The following is a 24,574-nucleotide window of genomic DNA, read 5'->3' on the forward strand; positions in this document are numbered from 1 at the left end:
GGGCCTCCTTCGCTGTGCTGGGGAACCCGTCCTGGACGGGGCCCGGCCCGGTCAGTGCCGGAAGGCGTCCTTCGCCTTCTCCGCCGCGTGCCGGGCGTCGCCCTTCGACTGCTCGGCACGGCCTTCGGCCTCGAGCCTCTCGTCACCGAGCGTGCGGCCCACGGTCTCCTTGACCTTCCCCTTGATCTGGTCGGCCTTGGCCTTGTTCTTCTTCTCCGCGCTCACAGGTGACTCCTCCTTACGGGAGCTCTACTCCGACTCACCCACCGGGTGCCCGGCGTCCCCGGTGGAAAACGTCGCGAGCCGGCCCTCGGAACCGCCGACGGCCGTGCTCCGAGGGCGAGTTCACCGCAGCGGGCAGTCCGCCAGCAGCTCGTCCGGCGAGGCGTCCCGGGGCCTTTCGACGGTACGGCTGGCCGGCGGCTGCTTCCCGTCCCCGATCCAGTCCTCGAGCGCGGTGAACGCCGAGCGGTGGCAGGGCGTGAGCGGACGGAGCTCGTCGGGGAACTCGTCCGCCAGCGAGTCGACGTGGTTGCCGTCCTCGACGCGGTAGTAGCGGAAGAGCTTCTCCCGCCCGGCGTCGCGGACCATGCGGGCGTAGACGTCGGAGTCCTTCGCGATGGGCAGCAGCGTGTCGCGGGTGCCGTGCAGCGTGACGAGGGGCTTGCCGATCCTGCCCGTCAGCCCGGTCTTCGCGGCGGCGTCGTGGACGCCCGCCGGCCGGGAGCCGTAGTCGTAGTCGGCGTCGCAGGGCGGCCCGCCCGGTGTGCCGGGAGCGCAGAACGGGGTGCCTGCCTCCGTGCCGCCGTCGAAGAGGGGGTCGATCTCCTCGCGGTAGATCCGCTGGGTGAGGTCCCAGTAGTTCTCGTAGAAGTACGGCCACAGGAACTCGGTGCCGCGCGGGAACCCCGCCTGGTGCATCTTCCGGCGGGCCTCGTCCGCGCCGTCCCCGCCCCGCGCGTAGGCCGGGTAGTGGCGCAGCGCGGGCGGCAGGAAGGTGAGGAGGTTCGGCCCTTTGCCGTCGGCCCGCCACAGTGTCCCTTCCCAGTCGACGCCGCCGTCGTAGAGCTCCGGGTGGTTCTCGAGCTGCCAGCGCACGAGGTAGCCGCCGTTCGACATGCCGGTGGCGAGAGTGCGGGCGGGCGGCCGCCGGTAGTGCCGCGCGACGGTCTCGCGCGCGGCGCGCGTGAGCTGGGTGACGCGCCGGTTCCACTCCACGACGGCGTCGCCGGGACGGCGGCCGTCGCGGTGGAAACCGACGCCGGTGTTGCCCTTGTCGGTCGCCGCGAAGGCGTAGCCCCGCTTCAGGGCCCAGTCGCCGATCGCCCGGTCGTTGGCGTACTGCTCGCGGTTGCCCGGCGAGCCCGTCACCACCAGGCCGCCGTTCCAGCGGGCGGGCAGCCGGAGCACGAACTGGGAGTCGTGGGCCCAGCCGTGGTTGGTGTTGGTGGTGGAGGAGTCGGGGAAGTAGCCGTCGATCTGGAGTCCCGGCACCCCGCTCGGCGTGGGCAGCTTCGCGGGGGTGAGCCCGGCCCAGTCGGCGGGGTCGGTGTGGCCGCTTCCGACCGTCCCGGCTGTCGTCAACTCCGCCAGGCAGGCGGCCTGTTGGTGTGCCGCACCGGGTACGCGCGGGACGTCCGTGCGAGAGCAGCCGCGGTCGCCCTGCTGAGCGGCCGCGCCGGCCGGCGCGGGGAGGGAGAGCACCGCCAGGGTGAGGGCGGCGAGCGTGGCGAGGCGGTACGGGCGTCGTGCGCTGCTGTGGGCCCGTGTCATCCGGGAGCCTCCGTGGCGGGGTCGAGGGTCGGGAGAGGACAGACGCGACTGACCCCGCGCAGTGCGACGCGCAGGGTGAGGGCAGGCTACGAGCGCCGGTGCCCTCCCCACACGTCGCCGTCCGACACCTTCGGCGCCGCGGGCATGGTGCCGAGCGACATGGTCCGGAGGCAGCCCGGTGCCGCCCGGTGCCCCCACGGCACCGGCTCCGTTCCCGCGGGCGCCCCTCGGCTGGCACCCCCCGCCGCACACACATCCCTCCGCACGCGTACGGAGCCCGCGCGCCGCACTGGCGCACGGGCTCCGCGGGGGCGGCCGCTCAGGACGGGGCCCGCCGGGCGCCGTCTCTAGACCGTCATCGGGGTCCGCTCGGCCGAGGACGACTCGTGGGCCCGCGCCACCTCCGCCTCCACCTCCCGGTGCAGCCGCTCGCAGGTGCGGCTGATGAGGCGCGAGACGTGCATCTGGGAGATGCCGAGCTGCTCGGCGATGCTGCTCTGGGTCATGTCGCAGAAGAAGCGCAGGTAGAGGATGTAGCGCTCCCGCTCGGGGAGGTTCCGCAGCTGCGGCTTGACGGCTTCCCGGTACGTGACGCGGTCGAAGCCCGGCTCGGTGGCGCCGAGGGTGTCGAGAAGGGAGTAGCCGTCCTCGTTCTTGGACAGCTCGGCGTCCAGCGACAGAGCGCTGTAGCTCTCCAGCGCCTCCATGCCGACGACGACGTCCTCCTGGCTCAGCCCGCTGTGCTCGGCGATCTGCGCGACCGTGGGCGAGCGGTCGTCGAGGGTGACGCCCAGCTCCCGGCTGCTGGCCCGGACCCGGTTGCGCAGCTCCTGCACCCGGCGCGGGACGTGCAGGTCCCACATGTAGTCGCGGAAGTGACGCTTGATCTCGCCCACGATCGTGGGCACGGCGAAGCTCTCGAAGGCGCAGCCGCGCGCCGGATCGTAGCGGGCCACGGCCTTGACCAGGCCGAGCGCGGCGACCTGCTGCAGGTCCTCGAGGTTCTCACCGCGGTTGCGGAAGCGCTGGGCGAGCCTGTCGGCCATGGGCATCCAGGCGCGCACGACCTCCTGGCGCAGCGCCTCCTTCTCGGGCCCGTCGGGCAGTGACGTGATGCGCTCGAAGTGGGCCGCGGTGTCGGGTGCATCGTCATGCGGGTGGCGTGCGTGCTTCGCACGGAAACGAACGGCTGACATGACCTGCTGCCTCCCGGTGCACGGTGATCTTGGGTAGCGCATCACCACGGGAGTCGACACAGCGATCAAGCGCGGCGGCGCCGACCGCCCTCCCGCAGCTGTGCCTACTGGCCGAAGCACAGGATGCTCAAAAGCACCCAAAGAGTATGGAAATCGTCTGTTACTCCCGATCCCCTTCAAACTACGTCGATGAGGAGCGAAGTGCCACACGTAGGCCCCGGTACGCAGTGATGCGTCCGGGGCCTCTGGTGCAAGCCGCTCTGAGCGCCGCCGAGTTGGCGGCCGGCGGCCGGTTCAGGTCTCCGATTCCACCCGCTTGCCCTGGGCAATCGCCTCATCGACCTCGGCGGTCCGCTCGGCCTCCTCCGCGGCGAAGCGCTCCGCGTCGAGCTTCTCCGCGATCTCCTCGTCCTGCGCCATCAGCAGGTCGAGGTTCTGGTCTCCCATCTCGAAGACGCCCATGTCCACGTACGCCCGCTGCAGCCGCTCGCCCCACAGCCCGATGTCGCGCACGCAGGGCACGATGCGGCTGAAGAGGAGCCGCCGGAAGAGCTTGAGGAAGTCCGACTGCTCGCTGAAGGTCTCTGCCTCCGCCTGCGGCACGCCGAAGTTCTCCAGCACCTCCACGCCCTTGAGGCGGTCCCGCATCAGGTAGCAGCCCTCGATGACGAAATCCTCCCGCTCCCGCAGCTCGGCCTCGGTGAGCTGCTTGTAGTAGTCCCGCAGCGCCATGCGCCCGAAGGCGACGTGCCGGGCCTCGTCCTGCATGACGTAGGCGAGGATCTGCTTGGGGAGCGGCTTGGTCGTGGTGTCGCGGATCATGCCGAAGGCGGCGAGGGCCAGTCCCTCGATGAGGACCTGCATGCCGAGGTAGGGCATGTCCCAGCGGGAGTCGCGGAGGGTGTCGCCCAGCAGCGCCTGCAGGTTGTCGTTGATCGGGTAGACCATCCCGACCTTCTCGTGCAGGAAGCGCCCGTAGATCTCCGCGTGCCGGGCCTCGTCCATGGTCTGCGTCGCGGAGTAGAACTTCGCGTCCAGGTCGGGAACGGACTCGACGATCCTCGCGGCGCAGACCATGGCCCCCTGCTCGCCGTGGAGGAACTGGCTGAACTGCCAGGACGCGTAGTGCTGCCGCAGGTCGGCGCGTTCCGCGTCGTTCATCTTGTCCCAGTAGGACGTGCCGTAGAGCGCGATCGCCTCGTCCGGGGTGCCGAGCGGGTCCTTGGGGTCGACCTCGAGGTCCCAGTCGATGCGCCGCTGCCCGTCCCACTGCTTGTCCTTGCCCTTCTGGTAGAGGGCGAGGAGGCGGTCACGGCCGTCGTCGTAGTCCCAGCTGAATCTGGCGGACCCCGAGGCGGGCACCTCCCAGTCCTCGGCTCCGGGGCTGCGTACGTAGAGGTCGTGCGTGGACATGGACGCCTCCTCCTGCCGACAGGCGGGTCCGGGGGCCCATGGCCCCTCGGGCACGGTCTTCGCAGGCTCACACGCGGGTTACCGCCGGGTCAACAAAGACGGCGCAATGTACGCACAGGGGGATGCAATGACGCACGGGGGATTGACTGGCTTACTGACAAGCAGTCTCATAAGAGGACGGCTGACGTAACCTTCGGTAACCCGATGAAGAGGTGCCCCGCATGACGATCACTCCAGAGACGGCCGCCGGCGAGCACGCGCCGGAGGCGCTCCGGGACGCCCTCGGCCTGCTCAAGGACCGCGAGCAGGTCGCGGAGCGCCTGCTCAGCTCGTCCAAGAAGCACTCGTTCGATCCCGACACCGAACTGGACTGGGACGCCCCGCTCGAAGAAGGCAAGTGGTTCTGGCCGCCGGAGCTCGTCTCGCTCTACGGGACCCCCATGTGGAAGCGGATGTCCGAGGAACAGCGCCTGGACCTCTCCCGGCACGAGGCCGCCTCGCTGGCCTCGCTCGGCATCTGGTTCGAGATCATCCTCATGCAGCTCCTCGTCCGCCACATCTACGACAAGTCGCTGACCAGCAACCACGTGCGGTACGCGCTGACGGAGATAGAGGACGAGTGCCGCCACTCCAAGATGTTCGCCCGCCTGATCGGCAAGAGCGGCGCCCCCGCCTACCGCGTCTCCCGCCTCCACCACAATCTGGCCCGGCTGCTGAAGACGGTCTCGACGACCCCCGGCTCCTTCACCGCCACGCTCCTCGGCGAGGAGATCCTCGACTGGATGCAGCGGCTCACCTTCCCCGACGAGCGCATCCAGCCGCTCGTCCGCGGCGTCACCCGCATCCACGTGGTCGAAGAGGCGCGGCACGTCCGGTACGCGCGTGAGGAACTGCGCCGTCAGATGGTCCAGTGCCCGCGCTGGGAGGCGGAGCTGACGCGCATCAGCTCGGGCGAGGCCGCCCGCGTCTTCTCCCTCTCCTTCATCAACCCCGAGGTCTACACCAACGTCGGCCTGGACAAGCGGGAAGCGCTCGCGCAGGTCAAGGCCAGCGGCCACCGCCGCGAGGTCATGCAGACCGGCGCCCGCAGGCTCACCGACTTCCTCGACGAGATCGGCATCATGCGGGGCGTCGGACGCAGGCTGTGGGTCAGCTCCGGGCTCCTCGCCAAGTAGGCGCGGCGGCCCCCGGAGCCGTTCCCCCGTCCGCTCCGGGGGCCGTCCCGCCGTCCCGTCCGGCCCCCGGCCCCCGCCCGCGCGGCGGCGGTTACGCTCGTTGGATGAGCAGCAGCGGCACCGCCCCGGCGTATCGCAGACTCACCGTCGACCAGCGGCGTTCGCAGCTGATCTCCACGGCCCTCGGCCTCTTCGCGCACAATCCGCCCGAGGACGTCTCGCTCGACGACGTCGCGGCCCGCGCCGGCGTCTCGCGGCCGCTGGTCTACCGCTACTTCCCGGGCGGCAAGCAGCAGCTCTACGAGGCGGCCCTGCGCAGCGCCGCCGACGAGCTGGAGCAGTGCTTCGCCGAGGAGCAGACGGGCCCTCTCACGAGCCGCCTCACCCGCGCCCTGGACCGCTACCTCGCCTTCGTCGACGAGCACGACGCGGGCTTCATGGCGCTGCTGCAGGGCGGCAGCGTCGTACAGACCTCCCGCACCCACGCGATCGTCGACGAGGTGCGGCGTACCGCGGCGGACCAGATCCTCTTCCACCTCGGCTTCCGCTCGGAGGAGCCCGCCCCGGGCGGCACCGGCACGGCGGGCCCGGGAGCCGGCGCCCCGGACGCGGACCAGCCGAACCCCCGGCCGGAACCGGGCGCTCCCGCCCCCGGCCGCCCCGCGGGTTCCCGGCTGCGCATGACGGTGAGCACCTGGATCACCGTCGTCGAGGCCGCGTCGCTGATCTGGCTGGACGAGGGCAAGCAGCCGCCCGTCGACGAGCTCCGCGACTGGCTCCTGGACCACTTCGTCGCCCTGCTGATGGCCTCCGCCACCCGCGACGCCGAGACCGCGGGCATCGTTCGGCGCGCCCTGGACCTGGAGGAACGCGACGGCCCCGTCGGGGAGTTGGCACGCCGCATGCTGCCCGTGGTCACCGACAAGGCGCACCTGCTGTGACCCGGGGGCCCGGCCGCCGGCCGGAACGAGCCCCCGCCGTCAACTTAAAGCGAGCTTGAAGCCCGCGTAGGCTGGCCCCATGTCCACCCATCTGTCCTGGCAGGCCAAGGAGGCGACCGTCGGCGAACTCGCCGAGCGGGCAGGCGTGGCGACGTCCGCGCTGCGCTTCTACGAGCGAGAGGGCCTGATCCACAGCCGCCGCACCTCCGGCAACCAGCGCCGCTACAGCCGTGACACCCTCCGCCGCGTCGCGTTCATCCGCGCGTCCCAGCGGCTGGGCATGCCCCTGGCCGCGATCCGCTCCGCGCTCGCCCTGCTCCCCGACAACCGCACGCCCACCCGGGAGGACTGGGCGCGGGTCTCGGAGTGCTGGCGGGAGGACCTCAACCAGCGCATCAAGCTGATGACGCAGCTGCGCGACCACCTCACCGAGTGCATCGGCTGCGGCTGCCTCTCGCTGAGCCACTGCGCGCTGGCGAACCCCTACGACAAGCTCGGCGAGGAAGGCCCCGGCGCGCGATCGCTGGCACGCCCCCGCTGCGACGGCGACGACTGAGAAGCGAGAGCACTGTGCGAAGCGAGGAGACGGTCTTCGTCGGCGGGCCCATGGACGGCCGCGTGCTGCCCGTACTGGTCGGCGCGAACGGACGGCCGCCGAAGACCTACGAGGTGCCGGTCCCCTCCACGGAGTCCGGCCCGGAGACGGTCCACGTGTACCGCCTCGAACCCGCCACCCACACGCCCCGTCTGCGGCTGCCGCGGGGCTGGCGCTACGTCCACGAACCCGGCGCACGCCCGCGCGGCAAGCTCAAGTGGCCCTGGAGCCGCACCTGAACGCGCCGCGAGCACGGACGCGGCGGCGGCTTTCCGCCCTGACGGGCGGCGGTGGTGCGAGCGGGGCATCGGGTGCGGAGCCGGACCGGCCCGGCACTCCCCCCAGAAGGAACATCTGTGCGTTCGGTGACAATTTCCGGGCCTCACGTGAAGTTTGCGAAGAACTGCACAGCTTCTGTCCCGACTATCCCCTTGAACACGCTGTGCGCCTAGTCTGCTACGCGTGATCCAAGGGATGACCGGCCTGCGCAGCACAGATCCCCAGCAGTTGGGCCCGTACCGGCTGCACGGGGTGCTGGGCAGCGGCCGCATGGGGACCGTCTACCTCGGTCGCGGGGCGCCTCGGCGCGGGGCACGCAAGCAACTGGTCGCCGTACGCACACTGCGGCGGGAGCTGCTGCGCGACCGTCCGCTGCGCGCGAGGCTGCGGCAGGAGATGCAGACGGTCGGCATGGGCGTCCGCAGCGCCTACGTCGCCGACGCGGCCGGATGCGAACTGGACAGCGACCAGCCCTGGATCGCCGGGGCCTTCGTGCCGGGCGTCTCCCTGGAGGCCCTCGTCGCCCTCTACGGCCCGATGCACGAAGGCGCGGTACGCGCCCTCGGCGGCGCGCTCGCGCGGGCGTTGACGGCGCTGCACGCCGTGCAGGTCTCCCACCGCGACCTGGGCGCGCACAACGTGCTGCTCACCATGGACACTCCGCGCGTCGTCGACTACGGGCTGGCTCTGGGCCGCATGTCCGGCGGCGGCTCGGACGAACAGGCCGACGACGTCTTCGACCTCGCCGCCACCCTGGTCTTCGCCTCCAGCGGCCACCGGCCCTTCGCGGGGAACATGCTCCCGATGGCCAGGGAGGACCCTGATCTGACGGGTGTTCCGGACGGGCTCTGCCCCGCGCTGTTCGCCTGCCTGCACAAGACGCCCGAGTCGCGCCCGTCACCGAAGGTGCTGGCGCACGCGCTGGACCTCTCGGAGAGCGCCGAACAGCCCGCCGGGCAATGGCTTCCCGAGCCCTACGTGCTGGAGATCGAGGCGATGACGGAGGCGGCGAGGCGTCTCACGTCGCGGCGCCTCTTCGGCCGCTGACCGCGGCCGCCTGACGGAACTCGCCCCGCGGCGCCCCGCTCTGTCGGCGTGCCCGGCGTGCCCCTGCCGCTCCCGCGTGCGGCTCTGCCGCTCGGACGACGGCCCCGAACCCTTCGGGTGACGGACCCCCGTTCGGCGCCCCTAACCTCACCGGTAACGCCATCCGACGTGCACGATCGCTCGGGTATCGAGTCAGATCGGAGGCGAGCCCGTGTCACATCCACCCCGTCTGCGCGCCGTCGGCGCCGGAACGCTGGCCGCCGCGACCGTCGCGGCGCTCGCGTTCCAGCCGACGCCGAGCGTCGCGGACCCGTCCGGCAAGCCCGTCAGCGAACTCCTGCGGGAGCTGCAGGTCCTGTACGCGAAGACGGAAACCGCCACCGGCGCCTACCGGCGGACGGCCGCGAAGCTCGACCGGCAGCGTGAGCGGACCGAGGACGCCGAGACGGCGCTGGCATCCGTACGGACCGCGCTCGCGCAGAGCCGGCGGGAGGCGGGGGAACTGGCCCGCCGGCAGTACCGGCGCGCCGACGTCGGCCTGCCCCCGCTCATGCAGCTCCTGTTGACCCGCGACCCGCGCGACGTGCTGGACGGCATGCACGTGGTCACCCGCGTCGCGAACCATCAAGCCCGTGTGGTGCGGCGGCTCGTGGACGGCGAGCATCACCACCGGGAGCTGGCCGCACGGGCCCGGTCGGCACTGGCGAAGCAGAAGAAACTGACCGACCGTCAGAAGAAGCAGCGGGACGAGGTGCGGCGGAGTCTGGACGACGTCCAGGGCATGCTCGCCTCGCTCTCACCCGGAGAGCTGTCGCGGCTGCGCAACCTGGAGACGCCGCAGAACACCGTCGCCCAGTACTCGGTGATGTCCGCGGCCGCCGCACCCGCCGCCGCGACGAAGCGCCGGATGCCGTCCTCCGCGGGCCGGCAGGCGGTGAAGTTCGCGCTGCGGCAGCTCGGCAAGCCCTACCGGTACGGAGCGGCCGGGCCGAAGGCCTTCGACTGCTCGGGCCTGACCTCCAAGGCGTGGCGCAAGGCGGGTCGGAGCATCCCGCGCACCAGCCAGGGCCAGTGGAAGCAGCTGCGCCGCGTCCCGACGAACAAGATGCGCCCCGGCGACCTCGTCGTCTACTACAAGAACGCCGGGCACGTCGCGCTCTACGTCGGCCGGGGCCGGGTCGTACACGCGCCCCGGCCCGGCAGCGAGGTGAAGCTCGCACCCGTGCGCAGCATGCGTCCCGTCCTCGGCGCCGTCCGGCCGGACTCCGGCGCGCGCCCGGTGAGCGGGTACAGCCTGTCGAAGCTGCTGCGGTCCCTCTGACGGCGCGTCTCCGCGCCGCGCGGGCCGCGAGGAGCGGCCGCGTTCCACGAACCGCGGGCGGGTTCCCCTTCCCCGTCCGCCTCCGTCCGCGGCCCGCCGCCCGGACGGACGAGGCGGCGGCCGCCGCGAACCGGAAGCACTCCGGCGCGGCGGCCGCCCTCCGCTCGTCACGGCCCGGGGCCGGGCGGTGTCCGGGGGAACCGGCGGCCGGTCAGCCCCCGGTGACGCTCTTCAGGTACGCCTCGGTCTTCTCCGGCTCGTAGAAGTACTCCTCGAAGTCCGACGGGTCGGCGAAGCCGTTGGCGAAGCGGTCCGCCACGGGCTGCAGCTCCCCGGCGGCGCCGATGAGGTTGAGGATGTGCTCGGGCGGCGGGGCCAGCATGGCGTTGGTCCACTTGGTGGTGTGCTGCACGAAGTCCCAGAAACGGTCGAACGTCTGCTGCATCCACGCCTCGTCGAAGGGCTCCTCGCCCCGCTCGAGGATCGCCGCCGTGTAGGCCGCCGCGCACCTGGACGCCGAGTTCGAGCCCTGGCCGGTGATGGGGTCGTTGGCGACGACCACGTCGGCGACGCCCAGCACGGCGCCGCCGCCGGGCAGCCGCCCGACGGGCTTGCGCACGGTGGGGGCGTAGCGGCCGGAGAGCGTGCCGTTGGCGTCGGTCAGCTCCACCTTCGTGGCCCTGGCGTACTCCCAGGGCGTGAACTCCTCCATCAGTTCGAGGGTCTTGGCGAGGTGCTCGCCGGGGTCCTTGATGCCCTGGAAGACGTCGAGCGGACCGCCCGGGATGCCCTCCCAGAACAGGATGTCGCAGCGGCCGGACGTGGTCAGGCACGGCATGACGAACAGCTCGCCGACGCCCGGAACGAGGTTGCAGCGCACCGATTCGGTGTCCGGGGTCTCCGGCCGCGGTCCGAGGCCGTGGACGTAGCTGACGGCCAGGGCGCGCTGCGGTGCGTCGTACGGGGAGCGCGACGCGTCGCGCTCGAACATCGACACCAGTTCGCCCTTGCCGGCCGCGACCAGGACGAGGTCGTACCTGCCGGCGAAGAAGTCCAGGTCGGAGACGGCCGCTCCATGGATGACGAGCTGCCCGCCGCGCTGGGCGAACGTCTCCATCCAGCCGGCCATCTTCACGCGCTGGTCGACGGACTGGGCGTAACGGTCCAGCATCCCCAGCCAGTTGATGGCGCGCTGGGTCTCGCCGGGCCCGTGCACGGACTCCGGATCGGCCACGGAGACCCCCAGGCCCGCGACCTTCGGTGCCTGGCTCTCCCAGAAGTTCGCCTCGATGTCGCGCTCGTGCTGGAGGGCCTTGTCGAACTGCATCTGCGTCGACATGACACGGCCGCCGCGTATCTCCTCCGCCGTGCGGTTCGACATCACGGTGACCTCATAGCCGTGCGACTGCAGCCCGAGAGCGATCTGGAGCCCTGCCTGGCCGGCTCCGACGATGAGTATCTTGCGCATGGCGTCTCTCTTCTCCGTGCGTGTGTACGTGCGTCCGTGCGTTCCCGCGCCACTCAGACGGGCGCGACGTCCAAGGCGTGACCGACCAGCGCCAGCAGCGACTTGACGACCGTCGCCCGCTCCCGCGCGTCCATGATCACCACGGGCACCCGGGCCGGGACCGACAGAGCCTCTCGCACGTCCTCCGCGGCGTACGCAGTGGTCCCCTCGAAGTGGTTGACCGCCACCACGTACGGGACACCGCAGCTCTCGAAATAGTCCAGGGCCGGGAAGCAGTCCTCCAGCCGGCGGGTGTCGGCCATGACGACGGCGCCGATCGCGCCTCGCACGAGGTCGTCCCACATGAACCAGAAGCGCTGCTGGCCCGGGGTCCCGAACAGGTAGAGGACCAGGTCGTCCTCCAGCGTGATCCGCCCGAAGTCCATCGCCACCGTCGTGGTGGTCTTCTCCGGGGTGGCGGCGAGATCGTCCGTCGCCTCGCTCGCCTGCGTCATCAGCGCCTCGGTGGTCAGCGGCTCGATCTCCGAGACCGACCCCACGAGTGTCGTCTTGCCGACGCCGAAGCCTCCCGCGACCACGATCTTGGTCGATATGGGGGCACGGGAGAGATCCTCCTGCCAGTCCTGTATCCCGGAAGAGTCGAGCGGGGCCTTCTGCCCGTCCCGCGTTTCTTCCACGACCGGCTCAGAGCCTGCGAAGTCCACCCAGCACCCTTTCCAGCAGCGCCCGGTCGGGACGGTCCGTGCCGTGCCCGGTGCCGTGTACGCGCACGCGTCCTTGATCGGCGAGGTCGCTGAGCAGCACCCTCACCACGCCCAGCGGCATCTTCAGAAGTGCGGCGATCTCCGCCACCGACCGCATGCGGCGGCAGAGTTCGACGATGGCCCGCATCTCCGGCATCACCCGGTCACGCAGACCGCCCGAAGTCAGTTCCGGGCGTTCCTCCGGCGCTTCGATGGCCGCGACGATCGTCTCGACGAGCAGCACATGGCCGAAGCGCGTACGGCCCCCGGTGAGGGTGTACGGGCGTACGCGTTTGGATTTTCCGTTCTCGCCGCGCCTGGCGGGCAAGGGGGGCGGGGAAGCAGCAGCAGGTGTCACTGGTCCAGCTCCATCGACGTGCGCAGTTCGTTGCGGAGTTCGGGGGTGAGGACGTGGCCGGCACGGCCGACGAACAGCGCCATGTGGTACGCGATGACGCTCATGTCGCAGTCCGGTGTGGCGTGCACACCGAGCAGCGAACCGTCGCTGATCGACATGACGAAGAGCGAGCCCTCCTCCATGGCGATCATGGTCTGGCGGATCTCCCCGCCGTCCATCAGCTTCGAGGCGCCGAGAGTCAGCGAGCCGAGGCCCGAGACGATGGTGGCCAGGTCGGCGCTGGAGCCCTTCGGACCCCCCTGCCCGCTCTCCCTGCGGACGGGCGGGGCCGCCCTGCCCGGGGAGTCCTCGCCGCCTTCCGCTTCGGGACCGGACTCCGCGGCCGCCTTCTCCGCGGCGCGCTCGGCCGCCTCTCCGGCCGCTTCGTCCAGCTTGGGGTCGGACGACAGCAGCAGCAGCCCGTCCGAGGAGACGACGGCGACGGACAGGATGCCCGGCACCTCGTCGACAAGGTTGTCCAGCAGCCAGCGCAGATTGCGTGCCTGCCTGCTGCCGGTCGTGCGCGTGGTGGACGCGTTCACGTACGAGCCTCCTCGGCGGTGCCACCCTCTGCCTGCGCCCCCGATTGATCAGTCACATCCCTTTCAGCGCCGGTCTCGACCGCCGCGTCACGGCGTCCGTGCTGAGCTCCCCGCTGGAACCCGCCCAGACGCCTGCGCAGTTCGTCCGCGTTGGCGCTCTGGTTGCGCGGCTGCACGGGGCCCGTCTGGGCGGCCACCTGACGTGGTGTGCGCTTCGGCAGTCCCTTGTCGGTGACCTGCTGCGGGGCCTCCGCCTCGGTCCCGGCGCGTTCCGCACCGGAGGCAGGGGCGCCGCCCGGCGCCGCGTCCTGCTGAACGTCCGTACCGCCCTGGGGAGTCGGCGCAGGACCGGGCTCCGGGCTCTCGTGCTCCGGGCTCTCGTGCTCCGGACCGGGACGCGACGCCTCCCCGGCGAATCCGTCACCGGGTGCCCGGCCGTGCTGCTCGGGCACGGACTGCGGCCTGGGAGCGGCTTCCCCGGCGGGGGGTGCGGCCGGACCGGGGGCCGGCGCCGTCGGCTGCCGCGTCTCGCCGGCGTTCCTGACGGCCTCCTCGGCGGCGGTGACCAGCGGATCCTGCGGCGGCTCCGCTTCACCGAGCGGACCGCCGGACGGCTCCCCCGCGGGCGCGCCGTACTCCGCCCCGCCGGGGGCGTCGCCGCGGGCGGCGCCGGGGGCGCGGCGGACGGGCAGCGCGTTGGAGTTGGCCTCCGCGACGGAACCCGGCAGCGAGGGCGACGTCCCGGTCCGGGCGCTCCTGTCCTCGCCGGACGCCGCTGCGACGGGGCTCGGCCGGGACGGGAGCAGCGTGGCGGGCACCGCCACGATCGCCGCCATGCCGCCGTTCTTGCGTTCGCGCAGCTGCACGCGGAGGCCGTGCCTCGCCGCGAGACGTGCCACGACGTACAGCCCCATGCCGAGACCCGCGTCGGACCCGCCGCCCTGCGTCTGCCGGCCGGGCTCCTCCAGCGCCGGAGGCTCCTGGTCGTCGGGCGAGCTCAGGCGGGCGTTGAGAGCGGAGAGCTTCCTGCCGGTCACGCCGATGCCGTCGTCCTCGACCGAGAGCATGACCTCGCCGGTCTCCAGCAGCCAGCCGGAGAGCTGCACCTGGGCCTCCGGCGGGGAGAACGTGGCAGCGTTGTCGAGGAGTTCGGCCACGAGGTGGCTGACGTCGTCGGCCGCGAAGCCGGAGACCTGGATGTGCGGAGGCAGCGAGCCGAGCTCCACTCGCTCGTAGCGCTCTATCTCGCTGATCGCGGCCCGCAGCACGTCCAGCAGCGGGACGGGGCCCGAGTGGTGCGGGGTGACGTGTTCGGCACCGGCCAGGAGCAGCAGGTTCTCGCTGTACCGGCGCATGCGGGTCGCGAGATGGTCGAGCTTGAAGAGGGTGCTCAGGCGGCCCGGGTCGCTCTCCTGGTCCTCCAGACCCTCGATGACGCCCAGTTGGCGCTCGATGAGACCAAGGGTGCGCAGGGCCAGGTTCACGAACGTGCCGTGCACTGCGCCCGACAGGGACTCGATCTGCTCCTTGAGCGTCGCCGACTCGCCGCGCAGACGGTCGCGTTCGGCCGTGAGGGCGTCCTTGGAGCGGACGAGGTAGGCGTTGTCCGCCTCCGCCTCGCCGGCGCGTTCGTGGCCCGCGACGACCGCGTCCCGGAGCTGGTTCAGCGCCTCGACGACCTCGGCGAACTCGTCGTTCCTGCCGCGGTAGGCGACCGCCTTCTCCCCCACCGGGTCGGTCGCGATCCGCCGCGACCCCCGCTTGAGGACGGACAGCGGCCGGGCCATCGAGCGCGCCGTCTGCACGCTGATGCCGACGGCGAGCAGCAGGCAGCCGGCGACGAAGGCGATGCGCAGCTCCAGGGCCGTCACGTCGTCGTCGCGGAGCTGCTCCAGCCGCCTCAGCTCCTCGGCGGCGAAGGACGAATGGACGCCGCGCATGCTGTCGATGCGCGCGGAGAGCGCCACGTCGGCGCGTTCGGCGTTCACGGCGCGGTCGCGCGGGCCGAGGTACGGCTGGTCGGTGAGCCGGGCCAGGTACCGCTCGGCGAGCGTGACGTCGGCGCCCGTGACGGTCTTGGCGAACCTCTCGGACGCCTGCGTACCCGCGGCGTCGCCGAAGTCGTCCAGGGCGGCCTGCTCCCGGACGTTCGCACGCTGCGCCTCGGCCATCAGGGCCCGCTGCGTCCCGTCGCCGGCGAAGGCGGCACGCAGCAGGCCGCGCACGGCGGACGCCTGCTCGACGGCGCGGCCCAGGTCCGGCAGGGCGTGCGCGCTGCCGGCGGCGCCCGTCGCCGCGGAGTCGCCCTGGGCGCGGGAGGGCAGGGCGCGGACGACGTCGAGGCTCACCTTCTGGAGCGTGCCGATCGTGCCGGAGTAGGCGTCGTAGATGTCCCGCGCGTCGCTCTGACCGGCCTGAGCGTCCTGGCGGATGCGCGAGAGCTTGTCGAGGGAGCTCCTGACCTTCGCCGGCGCGCTCCGCCTGATCTCGGTGACCTGGCGGTCGACGCGGGAGCGCTGCTCCTCGGTGACGCCCGCGCCGTCCCGGCTGGTGCGGCCCGCGGCGACGTACTCGACCATGCCGTCGCGTTCGTCGGCGAGGGCGTGCGCGAGGGCCACGGAGCGCTTGCCGAGCTCGGCCCGCTCCACCAGCTCCTGGGACTCGGAGAGGTTGTCGGTGCCGGTGAGCACCGCGGGCGTCCCTGCTCCGATGACGGCGAGGGAGCACAGTGCGACGCCGGCGAGCAGCCGGTTGCGTACCCGCGAGCGGCGCCCCGGGGCCGAAGGCCGGGAGCCGGAAGCCGTCTCCGGGCTCGCGGTCTGGGCCGGGGACCCACCTGGTCCGGCCGGTTTCCGCTGTAGCTTCGTCCGCACCCGTACTCGCAATCTCGTCGGGGCCTCCCCCTGGCCAGCCAGGGTGGCGCATTCCAACCTCTTGTCGCAGGAGTGGACTTCGCCCCCCGTACGCCCCCGGCCCCCGCCCGACCCTATTCAGCACGGATCGGGACGCGGACCACGATCTCCTGCCGGGCCACCCGAAGGAGTGAACCCCACTCGGGAGTCGGCGAACAACTCCGCCCGCGCACGCCAACGGCCCTGTCCCGGGCACCGGTTGGAAATCCCGGGAGGGCTTTGGCAAGATGCCCGGTCGCATACTTTCGGACCCACTCATTCCGGTCAACTCCGCACCGCTCACCGCTGTGACCAGCCGGTATCGGCGGGCTCCGACCCCTTGACACCGCCGTCACGGGAACGTCGCCCCTGCGCACGCTCCGGCAGACTGACGCCCATGCGCATCGACATGACCAGCGAGCCCGGTGATCCCCGGCGCCCCAACGAGGACTACGCATCGGCGGCGCTGCCCTCGTCCGGGGAGGGCGGCGCGCTGGTCGTCCTGGACGGTGTGACGCCCCCTCAGGGTGACGTGGGGTGCCTGCACGGTGTCCCCTGGTACACGTCCAGGCTGGGGGGTTCGCTGCTCGAACTCTCCACCGCCAGACGGGATCTGACGCTGGCCGAATGCCTGGAGTCGGCCATCTCCCGCACTGCCGCGGCACATTGTGTGACTTGTGACCTTTCTCACAGGCGAACCCCGCAGTCCACGGTGGTCGCCGCCCGCTGGGACGAGGAGCGGGTCGAGCACCTGGTGCTCTCGGACTCGTCACTGCTGCTGGAGCGCCCCGACGGAACCGTCGAGGCGCTGCTGGACCCGCGGCTCGGCCGACTCCCGGCCAGTGTCACCGGCTTGCGCGAGAGGGTGCGCGCGCTGCCCGAGGGGTCCCCCGAACGGGACGCCGCCCGTGACGAGTACGTCCGCGCCGTCGAGGCGCTGCGCAACTCGCCCGGCGGGGAGGGCTTCTACACGGCGGCGGCCGACCCGGCCGCCGCCTCGCTCGCCGTCACGGGCAGCGCGCCCCGGAGCGAGGTGACGGCACTGCTCGCCCTTACCGACGGAGCCGCACGCTGGAGCGAGGTCTTCGGCCTCGGGGACTGGGCGCAACTCCTGCGGTTCGTACGGGCGGAGGGCACCGAGGCGCTGCTCCGGCAGGTGCGGGAGGCCGAGCGGAACGATCCGCTGGGGGCGGCGCACCCCCGGGGCAAGGCGCACGACGACGCGTCAGCGGTCCTCGCCGTCTTCCCGTAGGCGGCGGGCGCGGCGGCCGTCGGGCGGCAGCCGGGGCGGGGCCGCCCCGCGGGTCAGTCGGGACTGCCCGCGTCCACAAGGTGGTTGAGCTGGTGGAGCAGCCTGGCCAGCTCCGCGACCTCCGCCGGGTCCCAGGCCGCCAGCTTCCGTACGTACTCGGCGCGCCTCGCGTCCCGCACCTGCGCGAAGCGCTCGCGTCCGTCCGAGGTGAGGTGGACGAGGGAGGCGCGGCCGTCGGCGGGGTCGGGCGAGCGGGCGATGAGCCCGAGCTCCTCCAGCGCGCGGAGTTGACGGCTGACGGTGGCCTTCCCGACGCCGAAGAACGCCGCGAGCTCCGTGGCGCGCTGCGGCCCGGCCTCCTCCAGGCGCACGAAGAGCCCGTAGGCGGCGGGCTCGAGTTCGGGATGCACCTCCCGCGACAGCTCCCCGGAGAAGGCGCGGGCTCGCCGCAGAAAGACCGCCAGTTCCCGTTCCAGGTCGAGCACTTCGGGTGCGTACTTCCGCATGGACTCGTCCACGTATGCGCCCTCTCCCAGGTTTCCGTGCAGAAAGTTCCCGTCGCTGACGGGGATCGTCGCAGCTACGGCAGTATTTCGCAGGTCTGGACCACCGGCGACGAGCGGTGCGTCTTCCGCGCTCCTGTCTACGCGCGTACGGTCAACCTGACATGCCCACACCAGGTGGCAGGTCGCCCCACCCCCACCCACGGTTTTCGGAGGCAGCGATGCCCGGTTACAGATCCGGCACGGCCCGCCGCAGACGCAGCATCCTCACTGCGGCCGGAATGTTCATCTCTGCACTCGCACTCGTCCTCACCTCGCCCGGCACGGCGAACGCGGCCCCCCAGGACGGGACGCCACTCAAGCCCGGAGAGGCGTCGATGGGCGTCGGCGTACGGATGCACGAGGGCGGCGACCCCACGGACGGCACTCCGCCCGAGTCGCTCGCCGCCGGCGTCGAGGGCGTCGACGTGAGCAGCCACCAGGGGAACGTCAACTGGTCGTCCCTGTGGAGCAGCGGCGTGAAGTTCGCCTACGTCAAGGCGACCGAGGGCACGTCCTACAGGAACCCGTACTTCACGCAGCAGTACAACGGCTCGTACAACATCGGCATGATCCGGGGTGCCTACCACTTCGCCCTGCCGAACAACTCCAGCGGCGCCGCCCAGGCCAACTACTTCGCCGACCACGGGGGCGGCTGGAGCAAGGACGGCAAGACGCTCCCCGGCGTGCTGGACATCGAATACAACCCGTACGGGGCGACCTGCTACGGACTCAGCCAGTCCGCGATGGTCAACTGGATCAAGGACTTCACGAACACCTACAAGGCCCGGACCGGCCGTGACGCCGTCATCTACACGACCACGGACTGGTGGACGACCTGCACCGGCAACAACGGCGGCTTCGGCAACACGAACCCGCTGTGGATCGCCCGGTACGCGTCCGCGCCGGGCGGGCTGCCGAACGGCTGGGGCTTCCACACCTTCTGGCAGTACACCTCGACCGGGCCGATCGTCGGCGACCACAACCAGTTCAACGGTTCGATGGACCGCCTGGTGGCGCTCGCCAACGGCTGACGCCTCGGCGGACGTCCCGCGGGAGCCAAGCACCCGCGCCGCGCCGGAGTCCCACCTCCGGCGCGGCGCTCCCAGCCGGGAGGGGGTGCCCGGTGGCGGCTTCGCAACCGCCACCGGGAGCTGCCGCACTGCTCACCGCGGCAACGGCGCCCTCAGGAAGCGGACGGCTTCTTCTCCGCGGGCGCCGAGCCGACGGCCTCGCAGCGCGGGACGCTCCTGGGCGGCGCGCAGTTGGTGGGGTGGTTCTTGAAGACCGTGCTGCGGATGAGGTTCACCTCGAAGGGCGTCGGCTGCTTCTTGGCCTTGGCTCCGCTCTTCTCCGTCTTCACGGTGGAGTTCGTACCGATGAACAGGCCGAAGCTGGTCCCCGGGTTGGCGATGCCGCCGCCGCTGGTGCGGGCGCCGTTCGACGTGTTGTGGCTGACGGTGCTGCGGTAGAGGGTCGTCGGCTCGTCCGCACCGGTCTGGACGCCGCCGCCGTCGACCTGCGCGATGTTGCCCCTGACCTTGGTGAAGTCCGCACGCAGCGGCCCGGTCTCGGTGTTGATGGCCAGGGTCATGATGCCGCCGCCGTGGTCGCTCGAGGTGTTCCCCTCGACCGACACCCTGTTCAGCTTGGTGTCGCCGGCGTTGGCGAGGCCGCCGCCCCACTGCCCGCCCAGGTTGCCGCGGATGGCGCCGCCGCTCATCCTCATCGTCCCGTTGGTGGCGATCCCGCCGCCGAAGCCGCCTCTGTTGTCCCGGACCGTGGAGTTCTCCAGGACGAGCTTTCCGAGCTGGTTCCAGATGCCGCCGCCGACGCTGCCCTGGTTGCCGGTGACCGTCACGTGCTTGAGGGTGAGGCTGCCGCGGTCGTTGAAGAAGCCTCCGCCGTGGCCCGAGTTCACCGTGGTCTGACCGCCGCGGACGGTGACCGACTCGACGGTGAGGCTGCCGCCCTGCCGCACGTGGAAGATGCGGAAGGGCGCCTGGGCGCTGGTGCCGCGCTGGATGTACGTGCCGTCCCCGGAGATCCGCACATTGCCGGTGATCTCCGGCAGGCCGTCGTCCGCGTTGTCGGCGTTCGAGAGGTTGTAGACGCAGCGGGGGGCGAGGACGATGCTGCCGCCGCCGGAGTTGGCCGCGTCGACGGCCTGCCTCAGCGCGGCGATGTCGTTGCAGGGCACGCGCGTCGGCGCCTGCGCCTGTGCCTGCGCTTGTCCGGCGGGCAGCAGGGTGAGGCACAGGCCGAGGCCGGTGGCGGCGGTGAAGGTTGCGCGTCTGAACTTGTCAGTCATGCGACTTCCTCTGCGTGTGGGGGACCGGGAGGACGGCATCTGCTCGCCGGCCGCGCTGCGGAGTCGGCGGGCAGCCATCGCCCACAGCACCGCCGTGCCGGCACTCCGAGATCTATCCGAGAAGCAGAACCGCCGCATGTCCGGATCTGCCGATCGGCCGCCCGGCCCCGCCCGCGCACGGCGACGCCGCGCCGGCTCGCGGTGCCGGCGCGGCGTCCCGGGCCGGGAGGCCCTCCCGGCGTGACTGACGCAGGCCGCCTCAGGCGGCGACGGGCAACCCCCGCCCCTCCGCGTCGAGGCAGCCGTGCCCGGCCGGCGCGAGCGCCAGTCCGAGCACCTGCCGGACGTCGGAGAGAGGCCGGACGTCGAGCCCCTCCAGCACCTCCTCGGGCACGTCGTCGAGGTCGGGCTCGTTCCGCTTGGGGATGATCACCGTGCTGATCCCGGCACGGTGCGCGGCCAGCAGCTTCTGCTTGACGCCTCCGACGGGGAGCACGCGCCCCGTCAGCGAGACCTCGCCCGTCATGGCCACGTCCGTGCGCACCTGGCGGCCGCTGAGCAGCGACGCCAGAGCGGTCGTCATGGTGACCCCGGCGCTCGGGCCGTCCTTGGGCACGGCGCCCGCCGGCACGTGCAGGTGGATGCCCCGCTCCTTCAGGTCCGCGACCGGCAGCTCCAGCTCCGCGCCCCGCGAGCGCAGGTACGACAGCGCGATGTGCGCGGACTCCTTCATGACGTCGCCCAGCTGCCCGGTCAGGGTCAGACCGGAGCCGCCCGTCTCGGGGTCGGCGAGCGACGCCTCGACGAAGAGCACGTCGCCGCCCGCGCCCGTCACCGCGAGCCCCGTCGCGACACCCGGCACCGACGTGCGCCGCTCGGCGGGGTCCTGCGCGGACTCCGGGGTGTGGTGCGGACGGCCGATCAGGCCGCGCAGGTCGTCCGGGCCCACGGTGACGGGCAGTTCGCGTTCGCCCAGTTCGTGCCGGGCCGCCACCTTCCGCAGCACCCGGGAGACCGCCCGCTCCAGATTGCGGACGCCCGCCTCCCGCGTGTACTCGGCGGCCAGCTTGCGCAGCGCGCCGTCCTCGAACCGGACCTCGCCGGCGTCCAGGCCGGTCCGCTCCAGCTGCCGGGGCAGCAGGTGGTCGCGGGCGATGGTGACCTTCTCGTCCTCGGTGTACCCGTCGAGCTGCACGACCTCCATGCGGTCCAGCAGCGCGTCGGGAATGGCTTCGAGGACGTTGGCCGTCGCGAGGAAGACCACGTCGGAGAGGTCGAGTTCGACCTCCAGGTAGTGGTCGCGGAACGTGTGGTTCTGCGCCGGGTCGAGCACTTCGAGCAGCGCCGCCGCCGGGTCTCCGCGGAAGTCGGAGCCGACCTTGTCGACCTCGTCCAGCAGCACCACGGGGTTCATCGAACCGGCTTCCTTCACCGCACGCACGACGCGTCCGGGCAGCGCCCCGACGTACGTGCGGCGGTGGCCGCGGATCTCCGCCTCGTCGCGGACGCCGCCGAGCGCGACGCGGACGAACTTGCGTCCCATGGCCCTCGCCACGGATTCGCCGAGCGAGGTCTTGCCGACGCCGGGCGGTCCGACGAGCGCCAGGACCGCCCCGCCCCGCCGTCCGCCGACGACGCCGAGGCCCCGCTCGTCGCGGCGCTTGCGCACCGCCAGGTACTCGGTGATGCGCTCCTTGACGTCCTGCAGCCCCGCGTGGTCCGCGTCGAGTACGGCCTGGGCCCCGGCCACGTCGTACGCGTCCTCGGTCCGCTCGTTCCAGGGCAGTTCCAGGACGGTGTCGAGCCAGGTGCGGATCCAGCCGCCCTCCGGCGACTGGTCGGAGGAGCGCTCCAGCTTCTCGACCTCCTTCAGCGCCGCCTTGTGCACGTGCTCGGGAAGACCGGCGGCCTCGACGCGTGCGCGGTAGTCCTCGCCCTCGTCCTCCGGGTCGCCGTTCAGCTCGGCCAGCTCCTTGCGCACGGCCTCCAGCTGGCGGCGGAGCAGGAACTCGCGCTGCTGCTTGTCGACGCCTTCCTGGACGTCCTTCGCGATGGACTCGGCGACGTTCTGCTCCGCCAGGTGGTCGCGGAGCGAGGAGACGGCGAAGCGCAGCCGCTCGACGGGGTCGGACGTCTCCAGCAGCGTCAGCTTCTGCTCGGTGGTCAGGAACGGCGAGTAACCGGCGTTGTCGGCGAGCTGGCCCACGTCGTCGATCTGCTGGAGGCGGTCCACGACCTGCCAGGCGCCGCGCTTGCGCAGCCAGTCGGCGGCGAGCGCCTTGTACTCCGTCATCAGGTCGGCCGCGGCCGCGTCCTCGCCTCCCGGCCGGACAGGCTCCTCGACGACGGTGCCCTCGACCCACAGTGCGGCCCCGGGGCCGGTCGTTCCGGCGCCGATGCGGACGCGCGTGCGGCCGCGGATCAGGGCACCGGGGTCGCCGTCGGCGAGGCGGCCGACCTGCTCGACGCGGCCGAGCACGCCGATGCCCGCGTAGCTTCCGCCGACCCTCGGCACGAGCAGGACGCGGGGCTTCTCTCCGTCGGCAGCGGCCGCCTGCGCGGCCTCGACCGCGGCCCGCACGTCGCTGTCGGACAGGTCCATCGGCACCACCATTCCCGGCAGCACGACCTCGTCGTCGAGGGGCAGCACGGGCAGGGTGAGCGTTGTGGACTTCGGTGCCATGATCTCTCCCTAGGCAGGCAAGTTGAGTATCATCCACTCAATGCCCAGGGCCCGTGGAATGTTCCGCCCCGCAGTCCCTGTTCGCCAGCAGCGATCGTGGCGTGGGGTGCGCAAGGGCGCGAAGGGTGCCGCCCCTCTGGACAACCGCGCGAGACGCTCCGGACTTCCCCGGGCCCCGGGGCCGCCCGGCCCGGAGCACCGGCCCGTCCGCTCCCCGGCACACGGCAGAATCGGGGGATGCACCAGGAAGCCGGCCCCCCGTCACCCCTCGCACCCCTAACCGAACCGCCCGTCGTGCTGGACCGCCGCGAAGGCCCGCACGGCGAGGTCGTACTGCGGCGCCACGGCGAGCTGCTGCAGATCATCTCCAACGGGACGTTCCTGATGGACACCTCCGACGGCCGCTCGGAGCGGCTCCTCGTGGAGGCGGCGCTGGAGGAGCTGCGGGGGCCGATCAGTCCGGAAAACGGCGCAACCCCCGGCCGGGCACCGGTCTCCGGGCCCTCCCGGCAGGGCCCTCGGGAGGGTCCGCGGCTGCTCGTCGGCGGCCTCGGCGTCGGGTTCTCGCTCGCCGCGGCGGCGGCCGAGCCGGCCTGGGGCCGCATCACGGTCGTGGAACGCGAGGAGGCGGTGATCGACTGGCACCGGGAGGGCGGACCCCTCTCACCGCTGTCCGCCGAGGCGCTGCGCGACCCGCGGACGGAGATCGTCCACGCGGGCCTCGCGGAGTACCTGCGCACGGACGGCGGCCCCCTCAGCGGCGCGTCCTTCGACGTCCTCTGCCTGGACATCGACAACGGCCCCGGCTGGACCGTCACCGACGACAACGGGTCCCTCTACTCGCCCGCCGGACTGGCCTCCTGCCGTGCCCGCCTGGCACCCGGCGGGGTTCTCGCCGTGTGGTCCGCTCAGCCCGACCCGACATTCGACGATGCATTGCGCAATGCCGGATTCCAGGGGATTCGCACACATGAGATCCCCGTCGTCCGAGGCGTCCCCGACGTGGTTCACTTCGCAATCAAACCGGCATAGCCGAGGCCTGCTCAGGCCCTTTACGCTTCTGCAAGCACGTATACAAACAAGCCACGGGGCCATCCAGGGGCGGGGTCGAATGGACCAGAAGAACATCACACCAGCACAGAGCAGCAACGCCTCCGCGGCGACCACCCCCGGCGCCCAGCGCCGAATCCTGGTCGTGGAGGACGATCCGACGATCGTCGATGCGATAGCGATGCGCCTGAGGGCCGAGGGCTTCCAGGTGCAGACAGCCGGCGACGGCCCGGCCGCGGTGGACACGGCCGAGGCGTGGCAGCCCGATCTGATCGTGCTCGACGTCATGCTGCCGGGCTTCGACGGACTCGAGGTCTGCCGCAGGGTCCAGGCGCAGCGGCCGGTGCCAGTGCTGATGCTGACGGCGCGCGACGACGAGACGGACATGCTCGTCGGGCTCGGCGTCGGAGCCGACGACTACATGACGAAGCCTTTCTCGATGCGCGAGGTCGCCGCCCGGGTGCACGTACTGCTGCGCCGGGTCGAGCGGGCCACCCTCGCCGCGCACACCCCGCGCAGCGGAATACTCCGCCTCGGGGAGCTGGAGATCGACCACGCGCAGCGCCGCGTGCGGGTCACCGGCGAGGACGTGCACCTCACGCCCACCGAGTTCGACCTGCTCGTCTGCCTCGCGCACTCACCGCGCGCCGTCCTCTCGCGCGAGCAGCTGCTCGCCGAGGTGTGGGACTGGGCGGACGCCTCCGGCACGCGCACCGTCGACAGCCACATCAAGGCCCTCCGCCGCAAGATCGGCGCCGACCGCATCCGCACGGTGCACGGCGTGGGTTACGCGCTGGAGACCCCGTCCTCGGGCGGCGCCGACGGTTCCGCACCGGCGCCCGCGTCGTCGACGGCGGCGGGGAGCTCCCCGACATCCGCCTTCGACGGGTCCTGACGGGTCGCGGACCGGCGTGACAGACGTGCCTGATACGCCTTCGACGACCTCTTCCCACAG

Annotated in this window: 22 protein-coding genes; 10 read left to right on the plus strand and 12 right to left on the minus strand. The window is 72.0% G+C overall.

Going from position 1 to position 24,574, the window contains the following annotated elements; genetic code table 11:
* Positions 1–51 precede the first annotated feature (51 nt).
* The 4 genes from IEY56_RS13480 to IEY56_RS13495 all read right to left on the minus strand — a co-directional run bounded on the left by IEY56_RS13480 (position 52) and on the right by IEY56_RS13495 (position 4,382).
* Positions 52–225, minus strand: coding sequence for a CsbD family protein (locus IEY56_RS13480; RefSeq protein WP_074467689.1), 174 nt, complete (start codon positions 223–225; stop codon positions 52–54).
* A 120-nt stretch (positions 226–345) separates the two neighbouring features.
* Positions 346–1,773, minus strand: a complete 1,428-nt coding sequence (locus IEY56_RS13485; RefSeq protein ID WP_189037412.1) for a tannase/feruloyl esterase family alpha/beta hydrolase — start codon at positions 1,771–1,773, stop codon at positions 346–348.
* A 347-nt stretch (positions 1,774–2,120) separates the two neighbouring features.
* A complete protein-coding gene (locus tag IEY56_RS13490) occupies positions 2,121–2,969 on the minus strand; it encodes a SigB/SigF/SigG family RNA polymerase sigma factor (RefSeq protein WP_052708434.1) in 849 nt (282 codons plus the stop codon).
* Between the two features lie 294 nt (positions 2,970–3,263).
* A complete protein-coding gene (locus IEY56_RS13495) occupies positions 3,264–4,382 on the minus strand; it encodes a ferritin-like domain-containing protein (RefSeq protein ID WP_189037413.1) in 1,119 nt (372 codons plus the stop codon).
* Between the two features lie 221 nt (positions 4,383–4,603).
* Between IEY56_RS13495 and IEY56_RS13500 the strand changes: the two genes are divergently transcribed.
* The 6 genes from IEY56_RS13500 to IEY56_RS13525 all read left to right on the plus strand — a co-directional run bounded on the left by IEY56_RS13500 (position 4,604) and on the right by IEY56_RS13525 (position 9,740).
* Positions 4,604–5,557 (plus strand): AurF N-oxygenase family protein, encoded by a 954-nt coding sequence (locus IEY56_RS13500; RefSeq protein WP_189037414.1) that lies wholly within the window; start codon positions 4,604–4,606, stop codon positions 5,555–5,557.
* Between the two features lie 104 nt (positions 5,558–5,661).
* On the plus strand, positions 5,662–6,498 hold the full coding sequence (locus IEY56_RS13505; protein WP_189037415.1) for a TetR/AcrR family transcriptional regulator: 837 nt from the start codon (positions 5,662–5,664) through the stop codon (positions 6,496–6,498).
* Positions 6,499–6,577: 79 nt separating this feature from the next.
* Positions 6,578–7,054, plus strand: coding sequence for a redox-sensitive transcriptional activator SoxR (gene soxR / locus IEY56_RS13510; RefSeq protein WP_189037416.1), 477 nt, complete (start codon positions 6,578–6,580; stop codon positions 7,052–7,054).
* A 14-nt stretch (positions 7,055–7,068) separates the two neighbouring features.
* Positions 7,069–7,332: a DUF8847 domain-containing protein gene (locus tag IEY56_RS13515; protein WP_189037417.1), complete on the plus strand. Its 264-nt coding sequence runs from the start codon at positions 7,069–7,071 to the stop codon at positions 7,330–7,332.
* A 223-nt stretch (positions 7,333–7,555) separates the two neighbouring features.
* Positions 7,556–8,419 (plus strand): protein kinase domain-containing protein, encoded by an 864-nt coding sequence (locus IEY56_RS13520; RefSeq protein WP_189037418.1) that lies wholly within the window; start codon positions 7,556–7,558, stop codon positions 8,417–8,419.
* A gap of 211 nt (positions 8,420–8,630) precedes the next feature.
* Positions 8,631–9,740 (plus strand): C40 family peptidase, encoded by a 1,110-nt coding sequence (locus tag IEY56_RS13525; RefSeq protein WP_189037419.1) that lies wholly within the window; start codon positions 8,631–8,633, stop codon positions 9,738–9,740.
* Positions 9,741–9,951: 211 nt separating this feature from the next.
* Here the strand turns inward: IEY56_RS13525 and IEY56_RS13530 are convergent, their stop codons facing one another.
* The 5 genes from IEY56_RS13530 to IEY56_RS13550 are packed head-to-tail and all read right to left on the minus strand — an operon-like array spanning position 9,952 to position 15,580.
* Positions 9,952–11,208, minus strand: a complete 1,257-nt coding sequence (locus IEY56_RS13530) for a styrene monooxygenase/indole monooxygenase family protein (protein ID WP_189037420.1) — start codon at positions 11,206–11,208, stop codon at positions 9,952–9,954.
* A 53-nt stretch (positions 11,209–11,261) separates the two neighbouring features.
* Positions 11,262–11,885 (minus strand): GTP-binding protein, encoded by a 624-nt coding sequence (locus IEY56_RS13535; protein ID WP_229711866.1) that lies wholly within the window; start codon positions 11,883–11,885, stop codon positions 11,262–11,264.
* A gap of 7 nt (positions 11,886–11,892) precedes the next feature.
* Entirely contained in the window at positions 11,893–12,309 is a 417-nt protein-coding gene (locus IEY56_RS13540; RefSeq protein ID WP_189037422.1) for a DUF742 domain-containing protein, read from the minus strand.
* Positions 12,306–12,890 (minus strand): roadblock/LC7 domain-containing protein, encoded by a 585-nt coding sequence (locus tag IEY56_RS13545; protein WP_189037423.1) that lies wholly within the window; start codon positions 12,888–12,890, stop codon positions 12,306–12,308. The genes IEY56_RS13540 and IEY56_RS13545 overlap by 4 nt, the downstream gene beginning before the upstream one ends.
* Positions 12,887–15,580 carry a sensor histidine kinase gene (locus tag IEY56_RS13550; RefSeq protein WP_229711867.1) on the minus strand — a complete coding sequence of 898 codons (2,694 nt, stop codon included), beginning with the start codon at positions 15,578–15,580 and terminating at the stop codon, positions 12,887–12,889. The genes IEY56_RS13545 and IEY56_RS13550 overlap by 4 nt, the downstream gene beginning before the upstream one ends.
* 598 nt (positions 15,581–16,178) lie before the next feature.
* Between IEY56_RS13550 and IEY56_RS13555 the strand changes: the two genes are divergently transcribed.
* Complete coding sequence (locus IEY56_RS13555) at positions 16,179–17,033, plus strand: protein phosphatase 2C domain-containing protein (RefSeq protein ID WP_189037425.1); 855 nt, start codon at positions 16,179–16,181, stop codon at positions 17,031–17,033.
* 53 nt (positions 17,034–17,086) lie between these two features.
* On the opposite strand, the gene IEY56_RS13560 is transcribed toward IEY56_RS13555, so the two are convergent.
* Positions 17,087–17,539, minus strand: coding sequence for a MarR family winged helix-turn-helix transcriptional regulator (locus IEY56_RS13560; protein WP_189037576.1), 453 nt, complete (start codon positions 17,537–17,539; stop codon positions 17,087–17,089).
* A 218-nt stretch (positions 17,540–17,757) separates the two neighbouring features.
* Between IEY56_RS13560 and IEY56_RS13565 the strand changes: the two genes are divergently transcribed.
* Positions 17,758–18,609 carry a lysozyme gene (locus tag IEY56_RS13565; protein WP_189037426.1) on the plus strand — a complete coding sequence of 284 codons (852 nt, stop codon included), beginning with the start codon at positions 17,758–17,760 and terminating at the stop codon, positions 18,607–18,609.
* 152 nt (positions 18,610–18,761) lie between these two features.
* On the opposite strand, the gene IEY56_RS13570 is transcribed toward IEY56_RS13565, so the two are convergent.
* Positions 18,762–19,886, minus strand: a complete 1,125-nt coding sequence (locus IEY56_RS13570) for a hypothetical protein (RefSeq protein WP_189037427.1) — start codon at positions 19,884–19,886, stop codon at positions 18,762–18,764.
* 259 nt (positions 19,887–20,145) lie between these two features.
* Positions 20,146–22,569: an endopeptidase La gene (lon, locus tag IEY56_RS13575; RefSeq protein ID WP_189037428.1), complete on the minus strand. Its 2,424-nt coding sequence runs from the start codon at positions 22,567–22,569 to the stop codon at positions 20,146–20,148.
* Between the two features lie 237 nt (positions 22,570–22,806).
* Here lon and IEY56_RS13580 point away from each other — a divergent pair, with 237 nt between their 5' ends.
* Positions 22,807–23,601 carry a spermidine synthase family protein gene (locus IEY56_RS13580; protein WP_189037429.1) on the plus strand — a complete coding sequence of 265 codons (795 nt, stop codon included), beginning with the start codon at positions 22,807–22,809 and terminating at the stop codon, positions 23,599–23,601.
* Positions 23,602–23,680: 79 nt separating this feature from the next.
* Positions 23,681–24,514 (plus strand): response regulator transcription factor, encoded by an 834-nt coding sequence (locus tag IEY56_RS13585; protein ID WP_189037430.1) that lies wholly within the window; start codon positions 23,681–23,683, stop codon positions 24,512–24,514.
* Positions 24,515–24,574: the final 60 nt, after the last annotated feature.

The organism is Streptomyces daqingensis (assembly GCF_014645895.1).
GTDB classification, from domain to species: domain Bacteria; phylum Actinomycetota; class Actinomycetes; order Streptomycetales; family Streptomycetaceae; genus Streptomyces; species Streptomyces daqingensis.